The 25,225-nt window shown below is 72.2% G+C and carries 19 protein-coding genes; 14 read left to right on the top strand and 5 right to left on the bottom strand.

The genetic code is table 11. The features are described from left to right. Positions 1-303 precede the first annotated feature (303 nt). The 8 genes from FBY23_RS22045 to FBY23_RS22010 all read left to right on the top strand — a co-directional run bounded on the left by FBY23_RS22045 (position 304) and on the right by FBY23_RS22010 (position 11,988). Positions 304-1,353, top strand: a complete 1,050-nt coding sequence (locus FBY23_RS22045; protein WP_141800099.1) for a hypothetical protein — start codon at positions 304-306, stop codon at positions 1,351-1,353. Positions 1,354-1,458: 105 nt separating this feature from the next. Then, a complete protein-coding gene (gene guaA / locus FBY23_RS22040; protein ID WP_141800098.1) occupies positions 1,459-3,042 on the top strand; it encodes a glutamine-hydrolyzing GMP synthase in 1,584 nt (527 codons plus the stop codon). A gap of 71 nt (positions 3,043-3,113) precedes the next feature. After that, positions 3,114-3,533 (top strand): hypothetical protein, encoded by a 420-nt coding sequence (locus FBY23_RS22035; RefSeq protein ID WP_141800097.1) that lies wholly within the window; start codon positions 3,114-3,116, stop codon positions 3,531-3,533. Positions 3,534-3,672: 139 nt separating this feature from the next. Continuing rightward, on the top strand, positions 3,673-6,291 hold the full coding sequence (locus tag FBY23_RS22030) for an EAL domain-containing protein (RefSeq protein WP_160158332.1): 2,619 nt from the start codon (positions 3,673-3,675) through the stop codon (positions 6,289-6,291). Next, positions 6,288-7,175: a DUF1295 domain-containing protein gene (locus tag FBY23_RS22025; protein WP_141800095.1), complete on the top strand. Its 888-nt coding sequence runs from the start codon at positions 6,288-6,290 to the stop codon at positions 7,173-7,175. The genes FBY23_RS22030 and FBY23_RS22025 overlap by 4 nt, the downstream gene beginning before the upstream one ends. Further along, positions 7,172-8,269 (top strand): FAD-dependent oxidoreductase, encoded by a 1,098-nt coding sequence (locus tag FBY23_RS22020; RefSeq protein WP_141800094.1) that lies wholly within the window; start codon positions 7,172-7,174, stop codon positions 8,267-8,269. The genes FBY23_RS22025 and FBY23_RS22020 overlap by 4 nt, the downstream gene beginning before the upstream one ends. Before the next feature lie 30 nt (positions 8,270-8,299). Beyond that, positions 8,300-9,829, top strand: coding sequence for an acyl-CoA synthetase (locus FBY23_RS22015; RefSeq protein ID WP_141800093.1), 1,530 nt, complete (start codon positions 8,300-8,302; stop codon positions 9,827-9,829). A gap of 65 nt (positions 9,830-9,894) precedes the next feature. After that, positions 9,895-11,988, top strand: a complete 2,094-nt coding sequence (locus tag FBY23_RS22010; protein WP_260806597.1) for a methyl-accepting chemotaxis protein — start codon at positions 9,895-9,897, stop codon at positions 11,986-11,988. Positions 11,989-12,074: 86 nt separating this feature from the next. Here FBY23_RS22010 and FBY23_RS26260 read toward each other — a convergent pair whose 3' ends face one another. Next, the gene (locus tag FBY23_RS26260; protein WP_174245237.1) at positions 12,075-12,218 is read right to left on the bottom strand and encodes a GPGG-motif small membrane protein; all 144 of its coding nucleotides are present in this window, start codon (positions 12,216-12,218) and stop codon (positions 12,075-12,077) included. 160 nt (positions 12,219-12,378) lie between these two features. Here FBY23_RS26260 and FBY23_RS22005 point away from each other — a divergent pair, with 160 nt between their 5' ends. Next, positions 12,379-13,599: an endonuclease/exonuclease/phosphatase family protein gene (locus tag FBY23_RS22005; RefSeq protein WP_141800091.1), complete on the top strand. Its 1,221-nt coding sequence runs from the start codon at positions 12,379-12,381 to the stop codon at positions 13,597-13,599. On the opposite strand, the gene FBY23_RS22000 is transcribed toward FBY23_RS22005, so the two are convergent. Beyond that, the gene (locus FBY23_RS22000; RefSeq protein WP_141800090.1) at positions 13,596-14,048 is read right to left on the bottom strand and encodes a DUF5709 domain-containing protein; all 453 of its coding nucleotides are present in this window, start codon (positions 14,046-14,048) and stop codon (positions 13,596-13,598) included. The two genes, FBY23_RS22005 and FBY23_RS22000, sit on opposite strands and share 4 nt — an antisense overlap. Positions 14,049-14,091: 43 nt before the next feature. On the opposite strand from FBY23_RS22000, the gene FBY23_RS21995 reads away from it, so the two are divergent. Both FBY23_RS21995 and FBY23_RS21990 read left to right on the top strand, forming a co-directional pair. Continuing rightward, a complete protein-coding gene (locus FBY23_RS21995; RefSeq protein WP_222117908.1) occupies positions 14,092-14,721 on the top strand; it encodes a DUF4126 domain-containing protein in 630 nt (209 codons plus the stop codon). Continuing rightward, positions 14,721-15,581, top strand: coding sequence for an alpha/beta hydrolase (locus tag FBY23_RS21990; RefSeq protein WP_141800088.1), 861 nt, complete (start codon positions 14,721-14,723; stop codon positions 15,579-15,581). The genes FBY23_RS21995 and FBY23_RS21990 overlap by 1 nt, the downstream gene beginning before the upstream one ends. Before the next feature lie 19 nt (positions 15,582-15,600). Here the strand turns inward: FBY23_RS21990 and FBY23_RS21985 are convergent, their stop codons facing one another. Then, positions 15,601-16,767, bottom strand: coding sequence for an ROK family protein (locus tag FBY23_RS21985; RefSeq protein ID WP_141800087.1), 1,167 nt, complete (start codon positions 16,765-16,767; stop codon positions 15,601-15,603). A gap of 153 nt (positions 16,768-16,920) precedes the next feature. Here FBY23_RS21985 and FBY23_RS21980 point away from each other — a divergent pair, with 153 nt between their 5' ends. Genes FBY23_RS21980 through FBY23_RS21970 form a run of 3 tightly spaced genes read left to right on the top strand, consistent with a single transcriptional unit; the run spans position 16,921 to position 20,083 of the window. Further along, on the top strand, positions 16,921-18,012 hold the full coding sequence (locus tag FBY23_RS21980) for a substrate-binding domain-containing protein (RefSeq protein WP_141800086.1): 1,092 nt from the start codon (positions 16,921-16,923) through the stop codon (positions 18,010-18,012). Beyond that, positions 18,012-18,833, top strand: coding sequence for an ATP-binding cassette domain-containing protein (locus FBY23_RS21975; protein ID WP_141800085.1), 822 nt, complete (start codon positions 18,012-18,014; stop codon positions 18,831-18,833). Before FBY23_RS21980 ends, FBY23_RS21975 begins: the two co-directional genes overlap by 1 nt. Next, positions 18,830-20,083 carry a sugar ABC transporter permease gene (locus FBY23_RS21970; RefSeq protein ID WP_222117907.1) on the top strand — a complete coding sequence of 418 codons (1,254 nt, stop codon included), beginning with the start codon at positions 18,830-18,832 and terminating at the stop codon, positions 20,081-20,083. The genes FBY23_RS21975 and FBY23_RS21970 overlap by 4 nt, the downstream gene beginning before the upstream one ends. On the opposite strand, the gene FBY23_RS21965 is transcribed toward FBY23_RS21970, so the two are convergent. Together FBY23_RS21965 and FBY23_RS21960 are read right to left on the bottom strand one after the other, a co-directional pair. Further along, positions 20,080-22,647, bottom strand: coding sequence for a bifunctional FO biosynthesis protein CofGH (locus FBY23_RS21965; protein WP_141800084.1), 2,568 nt, complete (start codon positions 22,645-22,647; stop codon positions 20,080-20,082). The two genes, FBY23_RS21970 and FBY23_RS21965, sit on opposite strands and share 4 nt — an antisense overlap. Before the next feature lie 285 nt (positions 22,648-22,932). Continuing rightward, positions 22,933-25,065 (bottom strand): MMPL family transporter, encoded by a 2,133-nt coding sequence (locus tag FBY23_RS21960; protein ID WP_141800083.1) that lies wholly within the window; start codon positions 25,063-25,065, stop codon positions 22,933-22,935. Positions 25,066-25,225 lie beyond the last annotated feature (160 nt).

Here is a 25,225-nt window from a genome sequence, read left to right as displayed (position 1 = left end):
CCACCCCTCACGGCCTCGTTGATCTGAACGAGCCCGGGAATTCACGCTCCCTCCCGAAGCCCGGGCTCGGTCCAGGCACTGTCCATCAGCTGCGTGGACAATCAGGGCCCGGCCACCCTCCCTCCCCGGCCGGGCCCTGGTGCGTTTTTCGGGGCTGTCCGCGGGGTCGGGTTCTTCCGTCGTACCCGGCATTCGGGTCGATCGGACGGCCCGATGAGGACTCGATTGCCGGGTACGACGAGCGCCGGACGCGTGCCTGTGGAGGGCCGCCGCGGGAGCGCAGGTTCGGAGCACGATGGCGGGGTGTTCCCGCATCCCGTCACCCGCCCCGGCGTCGTCCTGCCCTGCCACGTCGACCCGGCCGGCAGGACCGGACCGACTCCGGGCCAGGCGCGCGGACCGCGGTGGCGGCGGGTCGCGCCTGCTTGGTGCGTCCCGAGTGGGATCGACGGCGGTGCGCTCGAGCAACGGGTGGTCGAGGCGCTCGCCGGGCTGCCGGCGGATGCAGCGGTGACGGGGTGGGCGTCGCTCGGGTGGCGGCGGGAATCGCGCTGGTTCGGAGGGATCGCCGAGGACGGCAGGACCCGACTGGACGTGCCGATCGCCCTCACCACCCGTGGCGCCCGACCGCGGACCGGCGTGGAGCTGACCGAGGACTGGCTGTTCGAGGCCGATGTCGAGGTGATCGACGGCCTGCCGGTCACGCGCGTCGAGCGCGCCGTCGCCTTCGAGGTCTGCCGTGCGACATCCGTGGCCGTCGCAGTCCGCGTGATCGACATGGCCTGCGCCGACGATCTCACCGACCTCGCCGGGTTGCGAAGGTACGCCGGCGGCCTGGTCTCACGGCCCGGCATCTGCACCTTCCGTGACGCACTCGACCTCGCCGACGAGAACGCCTGGTCACCCCAGGAGGTCGGGATGCGCATGGCCTGGCTCCGCCGGCGGCCTCGGGCCGTGCTGCAGACCAACTGTCCGCTGTTCGACCCGGCCGCCCCGAACGGCCGCCACCTGACCACCCCCGACCTGATCGACCTGCGGGCAGGCGTCGTCGGGGAGTACGAGGGTGTCGTACACCTCGCCGACGGGGTTCGCCGCAAGGACCTCGACCGGGACGCGCTCTACCGCGACCTCGACCTCGAGGTCGTCACGATGATGTCCGAGGACCGCCGCGACGTGTCCGCCTTCTTCGCCCGCCTCGACGCGGCCTATCGGCGCGCCGAGAAACGGTCCGACCACCCCCGTCGCTGGACCACGGAGCAGCCCGGGTGGTGGGTCGACACCTCCACTGTCGCCCGGCGCCGGGCCCTGGACGAGCACCAGCGTCGGATCTGGTTGCGGCGCCTGGCCGGCTAGCCCGTCGTACCCGGCAAACCGGTCGTCCCGCCGCGGCGAGTGCGACCCGAATGCCGGGTACGACGCGGGTTCGGGGCCACGCGCCCGCGCCGATACGATTCGCCCATGACGGCCGAGGAGACGCAGTCCGAGCACGACCTGGTCCTGGTGGTGGACTTCGGGGCGCAGTACGCCCAGCTGATCGCCCGCCGCGTGCGCGAGGCGCGGGTCTACTCCGAGATCGTGCCGCACACCATGTCGGTGGCCGAGATGGTCGCCCGGAACCCGAAGGCGATCATCCTGTCCGGCGGCCCGTCGTCGGTCTACGAGGAGGGCGCGCCGGCCGTCGACCCGGCCATCTTCACGGCGGGTCCCTCGGTGTTCGGCATGTGCTACGGCTTCCAGTTGATGGCCGCCCACCTCGGCGGCACGGTGTCGGCGACCGGTGCCCGCGAGTACGGCCGCACCCGCGTTGCGATCCACCACCCCGGCACCCTGCTCAACGGCATCCCGACCGAGCACAACGTGTGGATGTCCCACGGCGACGCGGTCAGCGCGGCCCCCGAGGGCTTCGCCGTGCTCGCGTCGACCGAGGTCACCCCAGTCGCCGCCTTCGAGGACGTCGACCGCGGTCTCGCCGGCGTCCAGTGGCACCCCGAGGTGCTGCACTCCGAGCACGGCCAGAAGATCCTCGAGCACTTCCTGTGGGACATCGCCGGCTGTCGCCAGACCTGGACCATCGGCAACATCGCCGAGGAGCAGATCGCCCGCGTTCGCGACCAGATCGGCCCCGACGGCCGCGCGATCTGCGGCCTGTCCGGCGGCGTCGACTCCGCCGTCGCCGCGGCCATCGTGCAGAAGGCGATCGGTGATCGCCTCACCTGCGTGTACGTCGACCACGGCCTGATGCGCAAGGGCGAGACCGAGCAGATCGAGCGCGACTTCGTCGCCGCGACCGGCGCCAAGCTGGTCATCGTCGACGCCGAGAAGCAGTTCCTCGACGCGCTGGCCGGTGTCTCCGAGCCGGAGGCCAAGCGCAAGGTCATCGGCCGCGAGTTCATCCGCGCCTTCGAGGGCGCCGAGCTCGAGGTGATCAAGGACGCGCCCGAGGGGACCAAGGTCGGCTTCCTGGTCCAGGGCACGCTCTATCCCGACATCGTCGAGTCCGGCGGCGGCGCCGGTACGTCGACCATCAAGTCGCACCACAACGTCGGCGGCCTGCCCGAGGACCTCGAGTTCGAGCTGGTCGAGCCGCTGCGCGAGCTGTTCAAGGACGAGGTCCGCGCCGTCGGTGCCCAGCTCGGCCTGCCGAGCGTCATCGTCCAGCGCCAGCCGTTCCCCGGCCCCGGCCTCGGCATCCGGATCATCGGCGAGGTCAACCGCGAGCGTCTCGACATCCTGCGCGAGGCCGACGCCATCGCCCGCGAGGAGATGACCGCCGCCGGCCTCGACGGCGACATCTGGCAGATGCCCGTCGTACTGCTCGCGGACGTGCGCTCCGTCGGTGTCCAGGGCGACCACCGCACCTACGGCCACCCGGTCGTGCTGCGCCCGGTCACCTCCGAGGACGCCATGACCGCCGACTGGGCGCGGCTGCCCTACGAGGTGCTCGAGAAGATCTCCACCCGGATCACCAACGAGGTCCAGGAGGTCAACCGGGTCACGGTCGACATCACCTCGAAGCCCCCGGGCACCATCGAGTGGGAGTGACCCTCCGGGGCCGCTGACCCGGTTGCCACCGTCGCGTCCGGGTACCTCCCGTGCGCAGCAGGAGGTGTGCCATGGGCGGAGCAGGTCTGCCGTGGATGGTGTTCGGAGCACTCGCCGCCGTGCTCGCCTTCGCCGGGATCCTGGTGATGGTGCCGTGGGTCCGCGCGGAGATGGCGCGGGAGGACGAGCTGGCGAGTCGCGACCGCGACGTGCTGGGCTACGAGGTGCCGGAGGGGCAGGACCCGACGGCGATCCTGGCGGCGTTGTCGCTGGCCGGCATCACGGCGGCGCCGGTGCTGAGGCACGGGCGACGGCTGGTGCTGATCGACGAGCGGGGTCGCCGCGACTCCGTCGTACGACGCAAGGCGCGCTCGGTGATCGCGCACGCGCCGCTCAACACGCTGGGGGACCCGGCGCCGCCCCACGCAGTGCGCTTCCTCGACGAGCCGATCGAGCCCGACCAGCCCGACAGGCCCGAGGTGGCGACCTGAGCCGCGGGCGGCTGCTCGGCTCCCGGACGCAAGAGCGGACATTCCGCCGCGCGCGGCCGTGGTGCTTCGTACGATGGGGGGCGGGGAACGGGCCGGCCTTGGGGAGGGGTGTCGCGCGGTTCCCGGGAGTGAGGTCGTCATGGCATCCGGTGCTGCGCAGACACTGACTGCGGAGCGGATCGCGCGCGCCCTGGAGCAGGGGGACGTGGTCGTCCACTACCAGCCCTGCTACGACCTGCGCACCGGGGAGATGGTGGCGGTCGAGGCGCTGGCCCGGCTCTTCGACCGGGAGAGCGGAGAGCTGGTCGAGCCGGCCGGGTTCCTCGAACCACTCGAGGAGTCCGGGCTGGTGGTGCACCTCGACGAGATGGTGCTGGCCGCCGCCGCGACCCAGGTGGCGCAGTGGCGGCGGCTGCCGGCAGGGGAGCGGCTGTGCCTGGCGGTCAACCTGTCGCCGGCCGACCTCGACGACCCGACGCTGCCGCAGCGCTTCCGGGAGGCGACCGAGGCGGCGGGGCTGCCGCTCGACGCGGTGATCGTCGAGCTGACCGAGACCGTGCTCTCGCGGACCGGGCAGGGGCACGAGCAGGTCCTCGCCGAGCTGGCGGCCCTCGGCTGCAACGTCACCCTCGACGACTTCGGCACGGGCAACGCGAGCTTCGACTACCTGCGCCGGTTCCGGGTCGACGGCGTCAAGATCGACCGGTCCTTCGTGCAGTTCCTCGGCTCCGGCGGCCCGCACGAGCGGATGGCCGAGTCGCTGGTGCGGTTCTGCCTCTCGCTCGGCGTCCATGTCGTCGCCGAGGGGATCGAGCGCCCGCAGCACGTCGCGGCCCTGCGCCGGCTCGGCTGCCCGTTCGGGCAGGGCTTCTTGATGAGCCGGCCGCTGGACGCCGACGCGCTGGGCACGCTGCTCCGGGAGAACCGGGTGCCGCCCGGGCTCGTCCACCCCGTCGACCGCGCCGACCTGCCCGCCCTCACCACCGCTCCCGCCACCACCGAGCCCTCGGTCCTCGAGCGGCTGGTGCCCCGCGTGCTCGCCGGCCTGGTCAGCCTGGTGCTCGTGCTGGTGGCTGCGATCGTGGTCATGGGCCGCGCCGACACCGACGCCTCGCTGACCAGCGCCGCCGAGAACCGCCTCGAGGCGATCGACTCCCTCGCGGCCCGCGGGGTCGACCTGCGGCTGGGTGGACTGGCCGACGCCGTGACCGCGTTCAGCCGCAGCGATGCCGTACGACGTGCCGTGGTCACCGGCGACCAGGAGCGCATGGACCTGGCGCTGGAGTCCCTGGGCTCGGCGACGACCGGCGCCTACAACCTCTCCCTGTACGACGCCTCCGGCACGATGCTCGACCTGGCCCCGCCCCAGCCCAGCCCGAACGTGATCGGCCAGAACTTCTCGTTCCGCGAGTGGTACCGGCCCGCGAGCCGGCGTGACAGCGCCTACGTCTCACAGGCCTACCAGCTGATGACCGCGGACCACGCCTGGGCGATCGCCGTCGCGGCCGCCGTACGCGACCCGCAGGGCCAGATCCGCGGGTACGTCGTCGCCACCCTCGCGCTGTCCGGGCTGCAGGCCGAGATGGCCGCCGTCTTCCGCCAGTACGGCGTCGCGGTCACCGTCGTCGACCGGCACGGCACCACGCTCGCGGACTCGGGCGGCCGAGTCGGCGTACGCACCGACGACCCGCGGCTGCTGCGCGGGCGAGCAGCCGACGGCTCGATCGACAGCGCCGGGTCGGGCGACCGGCTCTGGGCGGTCAGCGAGGTCTCCGCGATCGGCGGCTGGCTGCTCGTCGAGCAGGACCGTGAGGCCGCGGTGGGCACTGTCGACGGTGGCACCGACCCGCTGCTCGCCGGCCTCGTGGTCGGGATCGGCTTCGTGCTGGTGCTGCTGTGGCTGGCGACCGACGCCCGCCGCCGACGGCTCAAGGCGGACCTGCGCCGGTCCAACGCCTGGCTGGCCTCGATCCTCGAGGCGACGCCGACGCCGGTGCTGGTCAGCGACGCCGAGGGCCGGGTCCACCAGGCCAACGCCGCCGCCGCCGACCTGCTGGGCGTCCCGGTGCACTCGCTGCGGGGCCAGACCGTCCGCAGCTGGCTGACCACCCGCGACCAGCCGGCGACCGACGGGGGTGCGTTCACCGCGACCGTGGTGACCCGCACCGGCGACGTTCGGCTGGTGGAGGTCCAGGTCCGCGACCTCACCGGGCCCAGCGGCGAGCCCATGCGGCTGCACGCGCTGGTCGACGTCACGCCGCACCGTGAGGAGCAGGACCGGCTGCGCGCCCAGAGCCGGGTCGACCCGCTCACCGGCGTCGCCAACCGGATCGCGTTGCACGAGGCGCTGGCCGCGGCCGCGGCGCCCGGCCGTTCGCCGCACGCCCTGGTGATGTTCGACCTCGACCGGTTCAAGGCGGTCAACGACGACCTCGGGCACGCCGCCGGCGACAGCGTGCTGTGCGCGGTGGCCGACGTGCTGACCGACGCCGTGCAGGCCGACGACACGGTCGCGCGGGTGGGTGGCGACGAGTTCGTGCTCGTCGTACGCCTCGACGAGCGCACCAGCCACACCGTGCTCGCCGAACGGCTGCGCAGCCGCGTGCAGGAGGTCCTCGACGCCCACCCCTTCGCCCTGCACGTCCCGGTCGGCGTCAGCGTCGGGTCCGCCGTGATCGGTCCCGACGGGCGTGACGCCGACGAGCTGCTGCGGCTCGCCGACGTGCGGATGTACGACGCGAAGCGCCGGCGCCGATGAGCCGGGGAGCCTCGCTGACCCGGGTCGGGCTCGCGTACGCCGTCGCGTTCGGCCTCGCCAGCGCCTGGCTGGCGTGGGGGCCGGACACCCGCTGGCTGTGGCTCGACGGGCTCCTCGCCGACGTCCTGGCCACGCTCGTGGTGTTCGTGGCCGGCCGGATCCACCACAACTCCAGCTTCTACGACGCGTACTGGAGCGTGCTGCCGCCGTACCTCGCCCTCTACTGGCTGCTCGCCGCCGAGGTCGCCCTCGACGACGCCCGTGCGTGGCTGGTGCTCGGCGTGATCGTGCTCTGGGCGGTGCGGCTCACCGCCAACTGGGTGCGCACCTTCCCCGGCCTGCACCACGAGGACTGGCGCTACCCGCTGGTCCGCGAGCGCGCCGGGCGCCTCGAGCTGCTCGCCGACCTCGTCGGCATCCACCTGGTGCCGACCTGCCAGGTCTTCCTCGGCATGGTGCCGGTGTACGTCGTGCTCACCCGCGACGGTCCGGGGCTGCGCTGGCTGGACGCGGTCGCACTCGTCGTCGGCATCGGCGCCGTGCTCCTCGAGCTGGCCGCCGACGCGCAGATGCACCGCTTCGTGCGGGAGCGGGCTCCCGGCCAGGTGATGGACCGCGGCCTGTGGGCCTGGTCGCGCCACCCCAACTACTTCGGCGAGATCTGCTTCTGGTGGAGCCTGGCGCTGTTCGGCATCGCCGCCTCGCCCGCCGACTGGTGGTGGCTGCCGGTCGGCGGCGTCGCGATGGTCGCGATGTTCCTCGGCGCCAGCATCCCGATGATGGAGCGGCGCAGTCTCGAGCGACGGCCGTCCTACCAGCAGGTCGTCGACTCGGTGCCGGTCCTGGTGCCGCGCCCGCCGTCGTGGGCCCGGAAGCCCGCGTGACCCGGCCACGGGTGGTCGTCGCCGGCCTGGGCGACAGCGGCCTGCTGACCGCGATCCACCTGGCCCGCGCGGACGTCGACGTCGTCGGCGTCTCCAGCAAGCCGGGCCTGGTGAGCGGGCAGGAGCTCGGCCTGCGCCTGGCCCGCCCGGAGGCGTGGGCGCGCGACTACCGGATCGGCTTCGACCGGTTCCGCCGCCTCGACCGGGCCGAGCTGGTCCATGGCGAGCTGACCGGGCTCGACCTCGCCGGGCGCAGCGTCGCGGTCGGCCCCCGCGCGATCCGGTACGACGTCCTGGTGCTCGCCACCGGCGTCAGCAACGGCTTCTGGCGACTGCCCGGGTTCCAGACCGACGCCGACGTCACCACCGCGCTCGGCGAGAACCACGCACGACTCGCCGCCGCCGAGGCGGTCCTCGTCGTCGGGGGTGGTGCGGCCGCGGTCAGCACCGCGCTCCAGGTCGCGACCCGCTGGCCCGCGGCGACGGTCACCCTCGCGTTCCCGGGGGAGCGGGCGCTGCCCCAGCACCACCCGCGGGTGTGGGACTTCGCGCGGCGCCGGCTCGTCCGCGCCGGGGTCGTGCTGCAGCCGGGCCACCGCGCCGTCGTACCCGACGGGTTCGCCGGCGACGCGATCACCACCGGCCCGGTCGCCTGGTCGACCGGCCAGACCCCGACCGCCGCCGACGCGGTCGTGTGGGCGATCGGCCGGGTCCGGCCCAACACCGCGTGGCTGCCGGCAGGGCTGCTCGACGACGCCGGCTTCGTGCGGGTCGAGCCGACGCTGCGGGTGCCGGGCGCACCGGGTGTCTTCGCGGTCGGCGACGTCGCCGCCACCGACGCCCTGCGCTCCTCGGCGCGCAACCGCGCGGACCGGCTGCTGGCGGCCAACATCCGCGCCCACCTCGCCGACCGCCCGTTGCGCGCCTACCAGCCGCCGCGTCGGCGTTGGGGATCGGTGCTCGGGCCCGAGGCCGACGGGCTGCGGGTGTTCGCGCCGTCGGGACACCCGTTCCGGTTCCCGGCCTGGTCGGTGCACCGCGTGCTGCAGCCGTGGATCGTGCGGCGCGGGATCTACCGCGGCGTCCGCCCTTGACGATGACAGTATTACTGTCAGACTCACGACATGTATCCGGGAACCTGGGCAGCGACCACCCCCGACAAGCCGGCGCTGGTCATGGCCGGCAGTGGCCGGACCCTCACCTACCGCGAGCTCGACGAGCGCAGCCTCCGGCTCGCCCAGCACCTGCGGGCCGCCGGGCTGGCCACCGGTGACGTGGTCGCGATGGTCAGCGACAACCGGCCCGAGACCTACGAGGTCTACTGGGCGGCGCTGCGCTCGGGTCTCTACATCACGGCGGTCAACTCGCACCTGAGTGCCGGCGAGGCGTCGTACATCGTCGAGGACTGCGGCGCGAAGGCGCTCGTGGTCTCCGCAGCGCTCGCCGACACGGTGACCGCGCTCGATGTCGACGTGCCCGTCCGACTCGCCTTCGGCGGCCCGCTCGAGGGGTACGACGACTACGAGGCCGCGCTCACCGCCGCCGGCACCGAGCCGCTGCCCGAGCAGCCCCACGGCGACGACCTGCTCTACTCCAGCGGCACCACCGGCCGGCCGAAGGGGATCAAGCCGCCGCTGCCGCGGATCGCGGTCGACGAGCCGGGCTACCTCTATCCGGCGATGTTCGCGCCGGCGTACGGCTTCGACCAGGACACCGTCTACCTCTCGCCGGCGCCGGTCTACCACGCGGCGCCTCTGCGCTTCGGCGGCGTGATCCACACCGTCGGCGGCACGCTGGTGATGATGGAGCGGTTCGACGCGGAGGCAGCGCTGGCCGCGGTCGAGAAGCACCGCGTCACGCACACCCAGATGGTGCCGACCATGTTCGTGCGACTGCTGAAGCTCGACGACGACGTCCGCCTCGGCTACGACGTCTCGAGCCTGCGCTGCGTCGTGCACGCCGCCGCCCCCTGTCCCGTCGACGTCAAGCGCCGGATGATCGACTGGCTCGGCCCGATCCTCGAGGAGTACTACGCCTCCACCGAGGCCAACGGCGCCACCCGGATCGACTCCGCCACCTGGCTGCAGCACCCCGGCTCGGTGGGGCAGCCGCTGCTCGGCGTCCCGCACGTCGTCGGCGAGGACGGCCGCGACCTGCCTGCCGGCGAGGTCGGCACCATCTACTTCGAGCGCGAGACCCGCACCTTCAGCTACCACAACGACCCCGAGAGGACCCGCGCCACCGAGCACCCCGAGCAACCGAGCTGGACCACGGTCGGCGACCTCGGCTACCTCGACGACGACGGCTTCCTCTACCTCACCGACCGCAAGGCGTTCATGATCATCAGCGGTGGCGTGAACATCTACCCGCAGGAGGTCGAGGATCTCTTCACCCTCCACCCCGCGGTCGCCGACATCGCCGTCATCGGGGTGCCCGACGACGACATGGGGGAGCGGGTCGTGGCCTTCGTGCAGCCCGCGCCCGGCGCCACTGCGGACGACGTGCTCGCGGCCGAGCTGGCGTCGTACGCCCGTGACCGGATCGCGCACTACAAGGTGCCGCGGGAGTTCCTGTTCCGCGACGCGCTCCCGCGCACGCCCACCGGGAAGATGGTCAAGGGCCGGCTGCGCGAGGAGTACGCCGCGCTCGACTGAGCCTGCTTCTTTACTTTTGCCTTCGGAACCGGCGGGCGGCGCCGATGGGGCCCGTCGTGACGACCATGCTCGAACGATCCGCCCCGCTGCTCGCCCGACCCGGACCCACCTCTGCAGGAGCCGAGGTCCAGGCCCCCGACCCGGTGGGCCCGCGGCTGCCGCTGCGCCGGCGGGTGACCCTCGTGCAGAAGCTGTGGGGGATGGTCGGGCTGGGGGTCGTCGTGCTGCTCGTCGTGGGCGCGGTCGCCGCGATCGAGGTCGCCGACGTCCAGAGCCACACCGCCGCGAACCGCACCGGTGCCGCAGTGTCGAGCAAGCTCAACGCCGGCTACCAGGAGTGGCTGCTGCAGCGCGCCGACACCGGTGAGTACGTCGCGACCGTCGCCACCGGCTCCGCGGCCGGCTCCGCCGCCGCGGAGCAGGCTCACTCCTCGGCCGAGAAGCACTACGAGACGGCGCTGGAGAAGTACCGCGGCGGCCTCGACCTGGATGACCAGAAGCTCGCCGCCGACTACCTCACCCGGCTGGCCGACAAGACCACGGAGTACCACTCCTACCTGGAGCGGATCCACGCCGCCGCCCTCGCCGGCGACACCGACCAGATGGTCGCGCTCGCCCTCGAGGCCGAGGGCGGTCCCGCGGCCGCCGTCGACACGCTCTACAACGACGCGGACGACCACGTCGACGCCCTCGTCACCCGCCAGGTCGACGACGTCGAGCACGCCGCGGGCCTGCTGCGGACCCTGCTGCTGACGGTGGCCCTCGTCGGGCTGCTGCTGTTCGTGCTGGCCGGGCTGGCCGTCGTACGGTCGATCGGGGGACCGCTGCGCAAGGTCGTGGCGTCCCTGGCGGCGATCGCAGCCGGCGACCGCAGCCGGCGGGTCGACCACCCCAACGACGACGAGATCGGGGCGATCGCGGTTGCGGTCGACCAGGTGATCGAGGCCCTCGACGCTGCCGACGCCGCGACCCGCCAGGCCGAGGCCGAGCGGCTGGCTCGCGCCGAGGACGAGAAGCGTGCCCTCGAGGAGCGCACCCGGATGGAGCGCGAGGCGGCCGAGGCCGAGTCGCGGCGCGAGCAGGAGCGTCGGGAGGCGCAGCTCGCGGAGGAGAAGCGCGAACGCGAGGTCGCCGAGGAGCGGGCGGCGGCGGAGCGGGGCCGGCTCGAGGAGGAGGCGGCGCGATCGCGGGCCGCCGCCGAGGCAGCGGCCGAGACCGCGGCCCGGGTCGAGGTGGTCAAGGACTACCTCGCCACCGTGGCTCGGGGCGACCTGACCAGGGAGCTCGACCTCGCCGGCGACGACAACGTCGGCGTCATGGCGCAGTCCGTGCGGGCCCTGGTCGCGTCCCTGCGCAGCAGCATGACCCGGATCGGCGAGACGGCCTCCTCCGTGGCGGCCGCGTCCGAGGAGCTGACCGCCGTCAGCGCCGACATGGGCCGCAGCGCCGACGACGCCTCGGCCCGGATGGGCAGCGTGTCCGCCTCCGCGGCGCAGGTCTCCGGGAGCGTGCAGACCGTGGCCAGCGCTGCCGAGGAGATGAGCGCGAGCATCGCCGAGATCGCCCGCAGTGCGTCGCGGGCCTCGACCGTCGCGGCCGAGGCCGTGCACCGGGCGCGCTCGGCGACCGGCACCGTCGAGGCACTCGGTACGTCGTCCGCCGAGATCGGCCAGGTCATCAAGGTGATCACCTCGATCGCCCAGCAGACCAACCTGCTCGCCCTCAACGCGACCATCGAGGCCGCCCGCGCCGGAGAGGCCGGCAAGGGCTTCGCGGTCGTCGCCAACGAGGTCCGCGACCTCGCCGCCGCGACGGCGAGCGCCACCGACGAGATCGGTCAGCTCATCGAGGCCATCCAGCGCGACAGCGCCGGAGCCGCGTCGGCCATCACCGAGATCGGCGAGGTGATCGCGACGATCAACGAGATCCAGACGACCATCGCCGCGGCCGTCGAGGAGCAGACCGCCACGACCAACGAGATCTCGCGCTCGGTGACCGAGGCCGCGACCGGGACGAACGGCATCGCGACCGACGCGGCCGTGGCCGCCGAGGCCGCTGCCTCCACCCAGGTCGGAGCCGACGGCACCTCGGGTGCCGCCGGCTCACTGGCCGAGCTCGCTGCCGAGCTCGACGGGCTGGTTCGCAAGTTCGCCTGCTGAGCCTGGATTCGCCGACTTGCCGCGTGGCGCGTAGCAGCGGAAGTCGGCGAATCCAGGCCGGGCCCGGGTCGGGCCCAGCGGACTGCTCAGGTGAAGAGACTGACCCCGCCGGGCCCGACGAGCAGCCCGACGACGATCAGCACGATCCCCCAGAGCAGCTCACCGCGGAACAGGCTGAAGATGCCGGAGACCACGAGGATCACCGCCAGGATCCACAAGATGAGTGCCACGATCTTCCCTCCTTCGTCTGGGCCGGTCTGGCCCGGAAGTGAGGTACCCCTCGACGGGATGCGCAGACGGTTCACTCATCCTTCACCGCCGCGATGGGTGCGCAGACGCGGTACTGCGACCTAGGGTGCCTGCACCTGCACCCCTGCTCGGAGGAACCTCGTGCGACGTACCCCTGCCGTCCTGTCCGCCCTCGCCCTGCTGGCCGGGCTCACCGCGCTCGCCGCGCCGGCCCCGCCGGTCCAGGCGCAGCCCGCGGGGCACCGCGAGCCGGTGCGGTTCGCGACCTTCAACGCCTCGCTCAACCGCAACGCGGAGGGCGACCTGGTCCGCGACCTCTCGACGCGCGACAACCAGCAGGCGCGCAACGTCGCCGAGACGATCCAGCGGGTCGATCCGGACGTCGTGCTGGTCAACGAGTTCGACTACGCGCCCGCCGCGGTCGACCTGTTCCGCGACAACTACCTCGAGGTCTCGCAGAACGGCGCGCGACCCGTCGAGTACCCCTACGCGTTCATCGCGCCGTCCAACACCGGCATCGCGAGCGGCTTCGACCTCAACAACAACGGCCAGGTCGGCGGCGGCGACGACGCCTTCGGGTTCGGGCTGTTCCCTGGGCAGTACGGCCTGGTGGTCTACTCGAAGTACCCGATCGACACCGCTGCCGTTCGCACCTTCCAGACCTTCCTCTGGAGGGACATGCCCGGCGCGCTGCTGCCCGACGACCCGGCGACGCCGGAGCCGGCCGACTGGTACTCGCCCGAGGAGCTCGCGGTCCTCCGGCTCTCCTCGAAGTCGCACTGGGACGTGCCGATCGAGGTCGGCGGGCGCACCGTGCACTTCCTCGTCTCCCACCCGACGCCGCCGACCTTCGACGGTCCCGAGGACCGCAACGGCACCCGCAACCACGACGAGATCCGGTTCTGGGCCGACTACGTCGCCGGCCCGGCCCGCAGCCGCTACCTGTACGACGACGCCGGCCGCCGGGGCGGCCTGCGGCCCGGCTCGAGCTTCGTCATCGCCGGCGACATGAACGCCGACCCGCAGGACGGCGACTCGGTCGACGGTGCCGTGCTGCAGCTCCTCGACCACCCGCAGGTCGACAGCCGGTTCGTGCCCACCTCGGCGGGCGCGCCGGAGGCCGCGCTCCTGCAGGGCGGTGCGAACGCGACGCACACAGGCGACCCGTCGTACGACACGGCGGACTTCGCCGACGGCGCTCCCGGCAACCTGCGCGTCGACTACGTTCTGCCGTCGCGGCGACTGAAGGTGCTCGGCGGCGGGGTCTTCTGGCCGGCCACCACCGACCCGCTGTACCGGCTGACCGGCGCCTTCCCGTTCCCCACCAGCGACCACCGCATGGTCTGGCTCGACGTGCGTTAGCCGTTCTGGCCGCCCGAGGAGTCCTCGTCGTCGATGACGTGCATGGCCGCCTCCTCGGCGCTCGCGCCGGCGCCGTCGATGCCGACGTCCTCGGCGACCAGGTCCTTCTCCAGGTCGTCGCCGAGACCCTCGTCGGGATCGACCAGCCGGCCTGCGCGCTCGCCGCCGACCTCGGCGTCGGGGTCCTCCGGACCGGTCGGATCCGCCGCCGGGTCGACCTCCGGCTCCTCCTCGGCCAGCCGGTCGTCGAGTGGCTGCGGGTGCGCCTGCTCCCACGGGGTGTTGCCGTAGCGCTGGCCGGCCGAGTACTTCTCGGGCGGGGAGTAGCCGCGGTCCAGCTCGTCGGCCACGTCGTCGTCCGCGAGCGTGTCCTCGGGCTGGAGCTGGGTCTCGTCGTCGACGCTGTAGTCGTCGTACTGCTCCGGATCGTTCGGCTCGTTGGTCGTCATGCGCCTGCGGTACCCCGGGTCCTCCACGTCCTACGCTGTCCGCGTGGAATCACTCGCCCTGGCGTTCTCCTCGGGTTGGGCCAGCGGGATCAACAGCTATCTGGTCGTGCTGGTCCTCGGGCTCGCCGACCGGCTCGGCTCGTTCGACGAGATCCCGGACGTGCTGGCGCGCTGGGACGTGCTCACCGTGGCTGCGCTGATGTACGTCTTCGAGTTCGTCGCCGACAAGATCCCTTACGTCGACTCCGCCTGGGACGTGGTCTCGACCCTGATCCGGCCGGTCGTGGGTGGCGCGGTCGGCGTCCTCATCGCCGGGGACTCGGGCTCGATCAGCGAGCTGCTGGGTGGCAGCGTCGGCGGCGCCAGCGCCCTCGCCGCGCACTCGGTCAAGACCGGCACCCGGATGGCGGTCAACACCGTGCCGGAGCCGTTCAGCAACATCGGGATCAGCATCGGCGAGGACGTCGCGGTGCTGGCCGTGGTCGCCTTCGCGATCGAGCACCCGTACGCCGCCGCGGCGCTCGCCGCGCTCCTCCTGCTCGCCGGGTTGCTGTTGCTCTGGCTGGCCTGGCGGACGGTACGACGCGGCTGGGCCAGGTTCCGCGCGTGGCGGGAGGGGCGGGCGACGGTCGAGCGACCGGCGCGCCGCGCTGGGCCTCGTACGCTCGAATGATGTTCGACCACTTCGTCCTCGAGCACATCGACCTCGGTGAGGTCCGCATCCGCCACCGTCGCGGCGGCACGGGAAGCCCGGTCGTCCTGGTCCACGGACACCCCCGGACCCACACGACGTGGCACGAGGTCGCGGCGCGCCTCGCCCATCGGCACACCGTCGTGTGCCCGGACCTGCGCGGGTACGGCGGCTCCTCACTGCCGCCCGACGAGCCCGACCACGCACAGTCCAGCAAGAGGGTGATGGCACGCGACATCTGCGAGCTGATGACCCACCTCGGGCACGACCGCTTCGCCGTCGTCGGTCACGACCGGGGTGCCCTGGTGGCGTTCCGCGCGGCGATGGACCACCGCGAACGGATCTCGCACCTCGTGGTCATGGACGGGCTGCCCGTCGTCGAGCACCTCGAGCGCACCGATGCGCGCTTCGCCCAGGCCTGGTGGCACTGGTGGTTCCTCGGCCAGACCGACAAGCCCGCGGAACGGGTCATCGACGCCGACCCCGAGGCGTGGTACCGCACCCCGGCGGCCGAGGCCATGGGGCCGGCCAACCACGCCGACCTGTGGGCGGCCCTGCGCAACCCCGCGGTCGTGCACGGCATGTGCGAGGACTACCGCGCGGGTCTCGGTGTCGACCGGGCCCACGACGAGTCCGACCGGGCGAGCGGTCGCCGAGTCGCGTGCCCGACCCTGCTCCTCGAGTCCGCGCACGACGACCTCGACATCCACGGCGATCCGGCGAGCATCTGGCCGCCGTGGCTGGAGCAGCCGCTGCGTCACCGGGTGATCCCGTCGGGGCACCACCAGGCCGAGGAGGCGCCCGCCGAGGTCGCCGAGGCGCTCCTGGAGTTCCTCGCCTAGGGGCCTGCGGGAGCTCGGGTCAGTCCACGAGCAGCTCGGTCTGCTCGGCCGCGAGCAGGACCGCACCCAGCAGGGACGCCCGCTCGCCGAGCCGGCTCGCGACGACCGGTGTGAGGGCGAGCGTGTCGAGCGCGTGGCGGCGCAGGCCGATCCGGACCGACTCGAGCAACAGGTCACCGGCGCGGGCCATGTCACCACCGATGACGACGACCGAGGGGTTCATCAGGTTCACGACCGCGGCCAGGCCCCAGCCGAGGTGCAGGCCGGCGTCCTCGAGGGCGCGGCGGGCCAGGATGTCGCCGCTCTCGGCGGTCGCGATGATCTCGTCGAGGTCGGCGCCGGGGAGCTGGCCGGCGAGCAGTCCCTGCACGGCCTGCACGGACGTGTAGGTCTCCAGGCAGCCGCGGCTGCCGCAGCGGCACAGCGGGCCCTGCTCGTCGAAGGTGAGGTGCCCGATCTCGCCCGCGCTCCCGGCGGTTCCCTGGAACAGCTCGTTGCGCAAGATGATGCCGGCGCCGACACCGGAGGAGATCTTCACGAACACCGAGCTGTCGGTGCCGCGGCCCTCGCCGATCCGGTGCTCGGCGAGAGCGCCGAGGTTGGCGTCGTTCTCGACGTCGACGGGGGAGCCGAAGGCCGCCGAGCCGGCGGTGCGCGCGTCGACATTGCGCCAGCCGGGGAAGATCGCGGCGCTCTGCACGACACCGTCGGTGACCGGCGCCGGCAGGCCGAGGCCGACGTGGCGCAGGGTCGCGGCCGAGGGCCGGAGCTCGTCGGTCATCGCGACGGCGAGCGCGAGTGCCTCCTCGTGCGGGAACTCCGGGGGGATGGTCCGCCGCTCCTCGGCGAGCACCCGCCCGGTGAGGTCGCCGATCGCGACCGCGAGGTGGCTGTGGCCGAAGTCGACGCCGGCGACGATGCCCGCCCCCTCCGAGAGGCGTACGGCGGAGCCGCGGCGCCCGCTGCCCGCCTCGGTGTCGACCAGCCCGGCCTGCCCGAGGTCCCGCACGATGTTGGACACCGTCGCGCGGGCCAGCCCGGTCGCCCGGGCGAGCTCGGCCTGGGTGAAGACCGTGGTCGCCTCGCCGTCGGCGGTCGTGCGCAGCACGTCGAGCACGCGGCGCTGGTTGGCCGCACGCAGCGATGCGGTCGATCCAGGCGCGTGGTCGCTGCGCTCCGACGTCATGGCGTCACTGTGCACGGCTCCGGCGTAATGGTCAAGAAATGACCACAAAGCCCATCGAAGATCAGATATGACGAAGTTTGTGTTCAAGTCTTGACGTCTACGACGTGACGCACAACACTCGAACCACCGCTCAACGTCCGATCGAGGAGAGCCATGTCCACAACAGCCCGTCGAGTCGCCGCCGCCAGCGCGGCCCTGTTCCTCGGTGCCGTCGCGCTCAGCGCGTGCGGTGCCAATGACGCCGAGAAGGGCGGCAGCGACGGTGGCAAGGGAGGCACCATCGCGCTGCTCCTGCCGGAGTCGAAGACCACCCGCTACGAGGCCCACGACCGCCCGCTGTTCGAGGCGAAGGTCAAGGAGCTGTGCAGCGACTGCAAGGTGCTCTACTACAACGCCGACCAGGACGAGGCCAAGCAGGCTCAGCAGATGACGACCGCGCTCGACCAGGGTGCCGACGTCGTCGTGCTCGACCCGGTCAACGGCGAGGGCGCGACCGGCATGGTCGACGAGGCGAAGGGCCAGGACGTCCCGGTCGTCGCCTACGACCGGTTCATCGAGAACGCCGACTACTACATGTCCTTCGACAACGAGACGGTCGGCAAGATGCAGGCCCAGGCGCTCGTCGACGCGATGGGCGACAAGGGCGACATCCTCATGCTCAACGGTGCGCCGAGCGACCCGAACGCCGCGCAGTTCAAGGCCGGCGCGCACAGCGTGCTCGACGGCAGTGGCGTGAAGATCCTCGCCGAGTACGACAACCCGGACTGGAGCCCGGAGAACGCCCAGCAGTGGACGACCGACCAGCTCAACAAGTACGACCCGGCCAAGATCGGTGGCGTCTACGCCGCCAACGACGGCCAGGCCGGCGGCGTGATCGCCGCGCTGACCGACCACATCGCGGCCGACAAGCTGCCGCCGATCACCGGCCAGGACGCCGAGGTCGCCGCGATCCAGCGGATCCTCGCGGGTGAGCAGACGATGACGATCTACAAGCCGATTCCGATCGAGGCCGAGACCGCGGCCGAGGTGGCCGTCCTGCTCGCCCACGGCGACGACGTGCCCGCCACCACCGACACCGGCATCGCGCAGTCGACGTACAAGGACGTCAAGTCCTACATCTTCACGCCGATCGTGGTCACCAAGGACAACGTCGCCGACACCGTCATCGCCGACAAGTTCTACGAGGCCTCGGAGATCTGCACCGGCGAGTACGCGCAGGCCTGCACGGAGGCCGGCGTCTCCTGATGTCCGTCATCGAGAACGAGGTCGCGGTCAGGGACACGGGCGAGGTCGTCCTGTCCCTGACCGGGGTCAACAAGCGCTTCGGCGCCGTTCAGGCGCTCACCGACGTCGGCCTGACCGTCCGGGCCGGAGAGGTGGTCGCCCTCGTGGGCGACAACGGCGCGGGCAAGTCGACGCTGGTCAAGACCATCGCCGGCGTCTACCAGCCCGACGCCGGTGTCATCGAGTTCGCCGGGTCGCCGGTCACGGTCGCGGGCCCCGCGGGGGCCCAGCACCTCGGCATCGCCACGGTCTTCCAGGACCTCGCGCTGTGCGACAACCTCGACGTCGTCGCCAACCTGTTCCTCGGCAAGGAGCACCACCTCGGTCCGGTGATCAACGAGGTCACCATGGAGCGGGAGGCCTGGCGGCTGCTGCGCAGCCTCTCGGCGAAGATCCCGTCGGTGCGGATCCCGGTCGCCGGGCTCTCCGGCGGCCAGCGGCAGACCGTCGCGATCGCGCGCTCCCTGGTCGGCAACCCCAAGGTGGTCATGCTCGACGAGCCGACCGCCGCGCTGGGCGTCGCCCAGACCGCCGAGGTGCTCAACCTCGTCGAGCGTCTGCGCGAGCAGGGCCTCGCCGTCATCCTGATCAGCCACAACATGGCCGACGTGCAGGCGGTGTCCGACCGGATCGTCGTGCTCCGCCTGGGCCGCAACGCCGCGGAGTTCCGCACCGAGGAGGCGACCACCGACCAGCTGGTCGCCGCCATCACCGGTGCATCCGACAACGTCGTCGCCCAGCGCGCCGCGCGCCGCGCCGGACACCCTGAGGGGGAGCAGTGACCGACCAGCTCACCGACAAGCCCGCGTCCGCCGTCGACGCGGCCGACGAGCGGCTGGTCCGCGTCGTCTCGCCCGGCGACTACCTGCGCCACCTCGTCGGCCGCCTGCGTGGCGGCGACCTCGGCATGCTGCCCGTCGTCCTCGGCCTGGTCGCGATCTGCGTGTTCTTCTACAGCCAGGAGCCCACGTTCCTGTCCTCGCGCAGCCTGGTCACCATGACGCTGTACGCCGCGCCGCTCGGCGTCATCGCGCTCGGCATCGTGCTCGTGCTGCTGCTCGGCGAGATCGACCTCAGCGTCGGCACGGTCTCGGGCTTCACGTCCGCGACCACGGCGGTCATGTTCGTCAGCCACGGGCAGTCCCTGGCCCTGTCGATCCTCGCCGCGATCGCGCTCGGCGCCCTCATCGGCGCCGGGTACGCCGTGCTCTTCGTCTGGGTCGGCGTCCCCAGCTTCGTGTTCACGCTGGCCGGCCTGCTCGCGTTCGAGGGCGCCCTCTACTGGGTCCTCGGCGACCAGGGCACGATCAACCTGCCCCGTGACTCCGGGCTGCCGGAGTTCACCCGGCAGAAGTTCCTCTCCGACGGGCAGGGCTACGCCCTCGTCGCGGTCGTGGTCGCGGTCTACGTCGGCTCGCGGCTGTGGAGCATCCGGCAGAAGCGCGCCGCCGGGCTCACCCCGCCCAACCTGCTCGGCGTGATCGTCAAGGGCGCGGCCCTGGCAGTCGGCCTCGGCTGGCTGACCTACTACCTCGGCATCGACCGGGGCTGGGGCTACCTGCCGGTGCTCTTCGCGGGCCTGGTCGTGCTCATGGACCTGCTGCTGCGGCGTACCCGCTGGGGTCGCTACGTCTATGCCGTCGGCGGCAACGAGGAGGCGGCCCGCCGGGCCGGCATCCGCGTGGGCCTGGTCTACGGCTCGGTGTTCGTGCTCTGCTCGACCTTCGCCGCCCTCGGCGGCGTGCTCGTCGCGGGCCAGCTCACGACGGTCTCCCAGTCCAGCGGTACGACGGACACCAACCTCACCGCCATCGCCGCCGCTGTCATCGGCGGCACCAGCCTCTTCGGCGGCCGCGGGTCGGCGTACTCCGCCCTGCTCGGCATCCTTGTCCTGCAGGCGATCCGCACCGGCCTCAACCTGATGAACGTCGACTCCGACGTCCGCCTGATCGTCACCGGCGCGGTGCTGCTGCTCGCGGTCGCTATCGACTCCGTCGCCCGGCGCGCCCGCTCCAGCAGCGGTAGAGGCTAGCCGGCTGCGCGGGCGCCGGGCTCACCGTAGAGCGTGGTGCGCTCGCGCACCGGCCGGTCGATGCCGGCACCGATCTCGGTGAGCTCCTCGACGGTCTTGGCGGAGCCGTGCTCGGAGCCGGCCATGCGGGAGATGGTCTCCTCCATCAGGGTGCCGCCGAGGTCGTTGGCGCCGGCGTTCAGCATGGCGCGGGTGCCGTCGACGCCGAGCTTGACCCAGGAGGTCTGGATGTTGGAGATCCGGCCGTGCAGCAGGATCCGGGCCATGGCGTGCACGGCGAGGTTGTCGCGCAGTGTCGGTCCGGGGCGGGCGACGCCGGCGAGGTAGATCGGCGCGGAGGTGTGCACGAAGGGGAGCGGCACGAACTCGGTGAACCCGCTCGAGCCGTTCTCGCGCGCGGTGTCCTGCACCCCCTTGAGGACGTTGAGGTGGCCGACCCAGTGGCGCGGGTTGTCGACGTGGCCGTACATCATCGTGGACGTCGTCGGCAGGCCGATGCGGTGCGCGGTCGAGACGATCTCGATCCACGTGCGCGCCGGGAGCTTGCCCTTGGTGAGCACCCAGCGGACCTCGTCGTCGAGGATCTCCGCGGCGGTGCCCGGCAGGGACCCGAGGCCGGACTCGCGGGCCTTGATCAGGAAGTCCTCGATGGACAGGCCGGTGCGGGCGGTGCCGTTGACGACCTCCATCGGGGAGAACGCGTGGACGTGCATGTCGGGGACGCGTTGCTTCACCGCGGCGGCGATGTCGAAGTACGCCGACGCCGGCAGCTCGGGGTCGATGCCGCCCTGCATGCAGACCTCGGTGGCGCCGAGGTCCCAGGCCTCCTGGGCGCGGTCGGCGACCTCGGCGTACGACAGGGAGTAGGCGTCCGCGTCCGTGCGACGCTGCGCGAACGCGCAGAACCGGCACCCGACGTAGCAGACGTTGGTGAAGTTGATGTTCCTGTTGACGACGTAGGTGACCTCGTCGCCGACGGTCTGCTTGCGCAGGTCGTCGGCGAGTCGGACCACCTCGCGCAGCAGGTCACCCTCGGCGGTCATCAGCGTCAGTGCGTGCTCGTCGGACAGGTTGCCCGGATCGGCCTCCGCGGCGGCCATCGCCTCGCGGCCCTCGGAGTGCAGGACGGCCGGCGCGCCATCGATCAGCCCGGTGTGTGCGGCCGCCTCGCCGACCGCGGCCCAGTCGCCGTAGACCGACCCGAAGTCCGAACGGCGGTCGTCGGTGCGGCCGTCCGTGTCGACCGCGGAATGCAGGTCGGTCCGACCGGCCGACTCGAAGCCGCCGTCGGGCTCCTGCCAGGGCAGGCCGGTGGGCCTGACCTCGGGGATCGCCAGACCGTCCGGGCCGGCGAGCGCGGCGACATGGGCGTGCAGGCGCGGGTCGATCCAGGCCTCGCCGCGCTGCAGCGACCCGACGACGTACTCCGGGTGCACCGTGAGCCGCGCGCGCAGCTCGAACCCGCAGGTCGCGGTGATCGAGCGCAGCCGGTCGAGCGAGGGCCAGGGTCGCTCGGGGTTCACGTGGTCGGGCGTGAGCGGCGAGACGCCGCCCCAGTCGTCGACGCCGGCGTCGAGCAGCGCCCGGCACTCCTCGAGGTCGACCAGGTTCGGGGGCGCCTGGATCCGGGCCTTGGGACCGAGCACGAGCCGGGTGACGGCGATCGCGGCGCGGTACTCGGCGAGGTCGAGGTCGTCGACGTGGCGCATCGCCGTGTCGGGCTTGGCCCGGAAGTTCTGGACGATGACCTCCTGCACGGCGCCGTACGCCCGCGAGGTCGCGCGCAGCGCGAAGATCGTCTCGGCCCGCTCGGTCAGGGTCTCGCCGATCCCGACCAGCAGGCCGGTGGTGAACGGGATGCCGTGGCGCCCGGCGTCCTCGAGCACCCGGAGCCGGACCTCGGGGTCCTTGTCGGGCGAGCCGTAGTGCGCCAGGCCCTTGGTCTCGAACAGCCGCCTCGAGGTGGTCTCGAGCATCATCCCCATCGACGGGGACACCGGCTTGAGCCGGTTGAGCTCCTCCCACGACATCACGCCGGGGTTGAGGTGCGGGAGCAGCCCGGTCTCCTCGAGCACCCGGATCGCCATCGCCCGGATGTAGGCCAGCGTCGAGTCGTAGCCCTGCTCGTCGAGCCACGCCTGCGCCTCGGGCCAGCGGTCCTCGGGCCGGTCGCCGAGGGTGAACAGCGCCTCGAGGCAGCCCAGCTCGGCGCCCTGGCGGGCGATGTCGAGGATCTCGTCCGGCGACAGGTACGGCGCCCGCCCCTCGCGTGCAGCCTGGGCCGGGGTCTCCACGAACGTGCAGTAGTGGCACCGGTCGCGGCACAGCTTGGTGATCGGGATGAACACCTTGGGCGAGTACGTGACCACGCCCGTGCCGTCCACGACACGACCCGCGGCGACCAGGCCTGCGTCGCGGACCTTCGCCGCGGCCGCGCACAACCGGTCGAGGTCCTCGCCGGTCGCGGCGAGCAGGGCGGTCGTCTCCGCGACGTCGAGCGCGGCACCGCGCTCGGCACGGGCCAACGCACGCCGGATCTGCTGGGGGGTGGGGCCATCCGTCATGACGCCCTCAGGCTACCGGGCACGGTCGCGGACGCGTGCGGAGGCCGAGGCGCGGACGCCCGTCGTACGACGTCCGGCTCAGCGGAGCCTCTCAGCTCGCGATCTTCGCCGTCAGCTTTGCGACCCGCGCGACGAAGGTGCCGTGGTAGGAGCCCGGGAGGCTCCAGGTGACCACCGTGCCGCGGCCGCTCGGCTCCGCCGTGGAGGACCCCTCGCTCCCACAGGCCGCCCGTTCGGCCCGTGGGAGCGTCGTAGGGAACGCGTCCGACGCGGGGTCGGACCCGGTCAGACGCCCGCGGGCATCCGGTCCGGCTCGGTCGCCGGCGGCTCGACCGCCGGCGCGCCCCGGTCGAGCCTGCTCGGCCACCAGATCTTCCCGCCGAGGTCCAGGTTGAGGGCCGTCACCAGGACCGAGCGGACGATCATCGTGTCGAGCAGGACACCGAGGGCGACCGTGGTGCCGAGCTGCAGGGTGAAGGTCATCGGCATCGTGGCGAGCATCGCGAAGGTCGCGGCCAGCACGAGCCCGGCCGAGGTGATCACGCCGCCGGTCGAGGACAGCGCGATCAGCGACCCGCGCCGGGTCCCGTGGGTCGCTGCCTCCTCGCGCACCCGGGTCATCAAGAAGATGTTGTAGTCGATGCCCAGGGCGACCAGGAAGACGAACGCGAACAGGGGGAAGCCCGGATCGGTGTGCTCGCGGCCGTAGAGCAGGTCGAAGACCAGGCCGGAGATGCCGAGGGCGGCGCCGAAGGACAGGATCACGGTCCCGATGAGGAGGACCGGCGACAGGATCGACCTCAGCAGCCCGGCCAGGATCAGCAGCACGGCGCCGAGCACGATCGGGATGATCACCTTGTTGTCGCGTGCCGACGCATCCATGATGTCGATCGACACCGCGGTCATGCCGGTGGTCAGCGCGTCCGCGTCGGGCACCCCGTGGACGGCGCTGCGGACGTCCTCGACCGCCGCGGTCGCCGAGTCGGAGTAGGGGTCGCTCGTGAGGTCGGCGACGATCAAAGCGATCCCGTCCTTCTCCGCGACCGCGACCGGCGCGGAGATGCCCTCGACCTTCGACATCGCGGCGACCACGTCGTCGGCGCGGTCGGCGTTCGCCACCACCTGGATCGGCGTGCTCGCGTCGACCAGGCCGTGCTCGACGAGGATCGTCTGACCGATCACGGAGTCCTGGTCCTTGGTGTACTGCTCGTCGCTCGGGATGCCGCCCGTGTCGAGGCGCAGGAAGCCCAGGCACAGGAGGCCGAGCACGGCCGCCGTACCGATCCAGACCAGACGGGGCCGCGGGGCGATGCCCTTGCCGACCTTGGCCCACAGGCCCGAGGCCGTCGGCTCGGTGCTGCCGAAGTGGGGGACGAACGGCCAGAACACCCAGCGCCCGCAGATCACCAGCAGCGCCGGCAGCAGGGTGACCATCACGACGAAGGTGACCGCGATGCCGACGGCGTTGGCGGGGCCCATGCCGGCGGTCGAGTTGAGGTCGGCGAACATCAGGCAGAGCAGGCCGACCACGACGGTCGCCGAGCTGGCCAGGATGGCGGGAGCGGCCCGGTGCAGGGCGAACGCCATCGCCTCGTGCCGGTCCTCGTGGCGTCGCAGCTCCTCGCGGTAGCGGGCGACCAGCAGCAGGGCGTAGTCGGTGCCGGCGCCGATCACGAGCACCGTGAGGATGAACTGGGTCTGCCCGTTGACGGTGAGGCTGGTGTTCTTGGCGAGGAAGTAGAGCACGCCCATCGAGGCCCCGAGCCCGACCACGGCGGTGATGATCGGCAACAGCCACAGGATCGGGCTGCGGTAGGTGACGAGCAGGATGAGGACGACGACGCCGAGGGTGATCAGCAGCAGGTTGCTGTCGCCCGAGGAGAAGATGGTCGCGGCGTCGGCGCTCTGGCCGCCGGCTCCTGCGAGGTAGGACCTCACCCCGTCGATCGCGATGATCTTGTCGATCTTCGGCTTGAGGTCCGGCAGCACCTCCCAGAGCTCGTCGCCGTAGTTGACGGTGAACTCGAGCTTGGCGACCTTGCCGTCCGCGGACACGAACGGCGCGGGTACGCCGGCCGCCTGCGCGGCCTGGGGGGTGACGACGTCACTGACGCCGTCGAGCTTGCCGATCTCCCCACCCTGGGTCTCGATGGCGGCGAGGTCGGCGTCGGTGAGGCCCGACGCGCGGTAGTAGACGACGGTCGTGCCGACGTCGTAGGGGTCCTGGAACGCCTCGAGCTTCTCGAAGGCCTTGGTCGACTCGGCGCTCTCGGGCAGCCAGGACTCGGTCTCGTTGTTCTGGACGTCCACGAGCTTCCCGGCGAAGGAGGCCAGGCCGCCGGCGATCACGATGACCGCGACGAGGACGATCCACTTGGTGACGGGGCCGGTCAGCTTGCCGGCGATCTGACGGTGCATGGCGTTCACACTTCCAGTGAGCGGGGACATCGGCATCGGGGATTCCTCCGGACCGACCCTGAGATCGCCCCTGATTCATCGTGGGACGGGAACTCTTTGCCTTGAGCCCTTTCGGGCTCCTCCGGAAGTCTGCGCCGACCACCAGACACACGACGACCCC

Origin of the sequence: Nocardioides sp. SLBN-35 (assembly GCF_006715725.1) — a bacterium.
In the GTDB taxonomy this organism is placed as follows: domain Bacteria; phylum Actinomycetota; class Actinomycetes; order Propionibacteriales; family Nocardioidaceae; genus Nocardioides.
The sequence above is the reverse complement of the archived record's forward strand: the minus strand, read 5'-3'. Positions and strand labels throughout refer to the sequence as shown.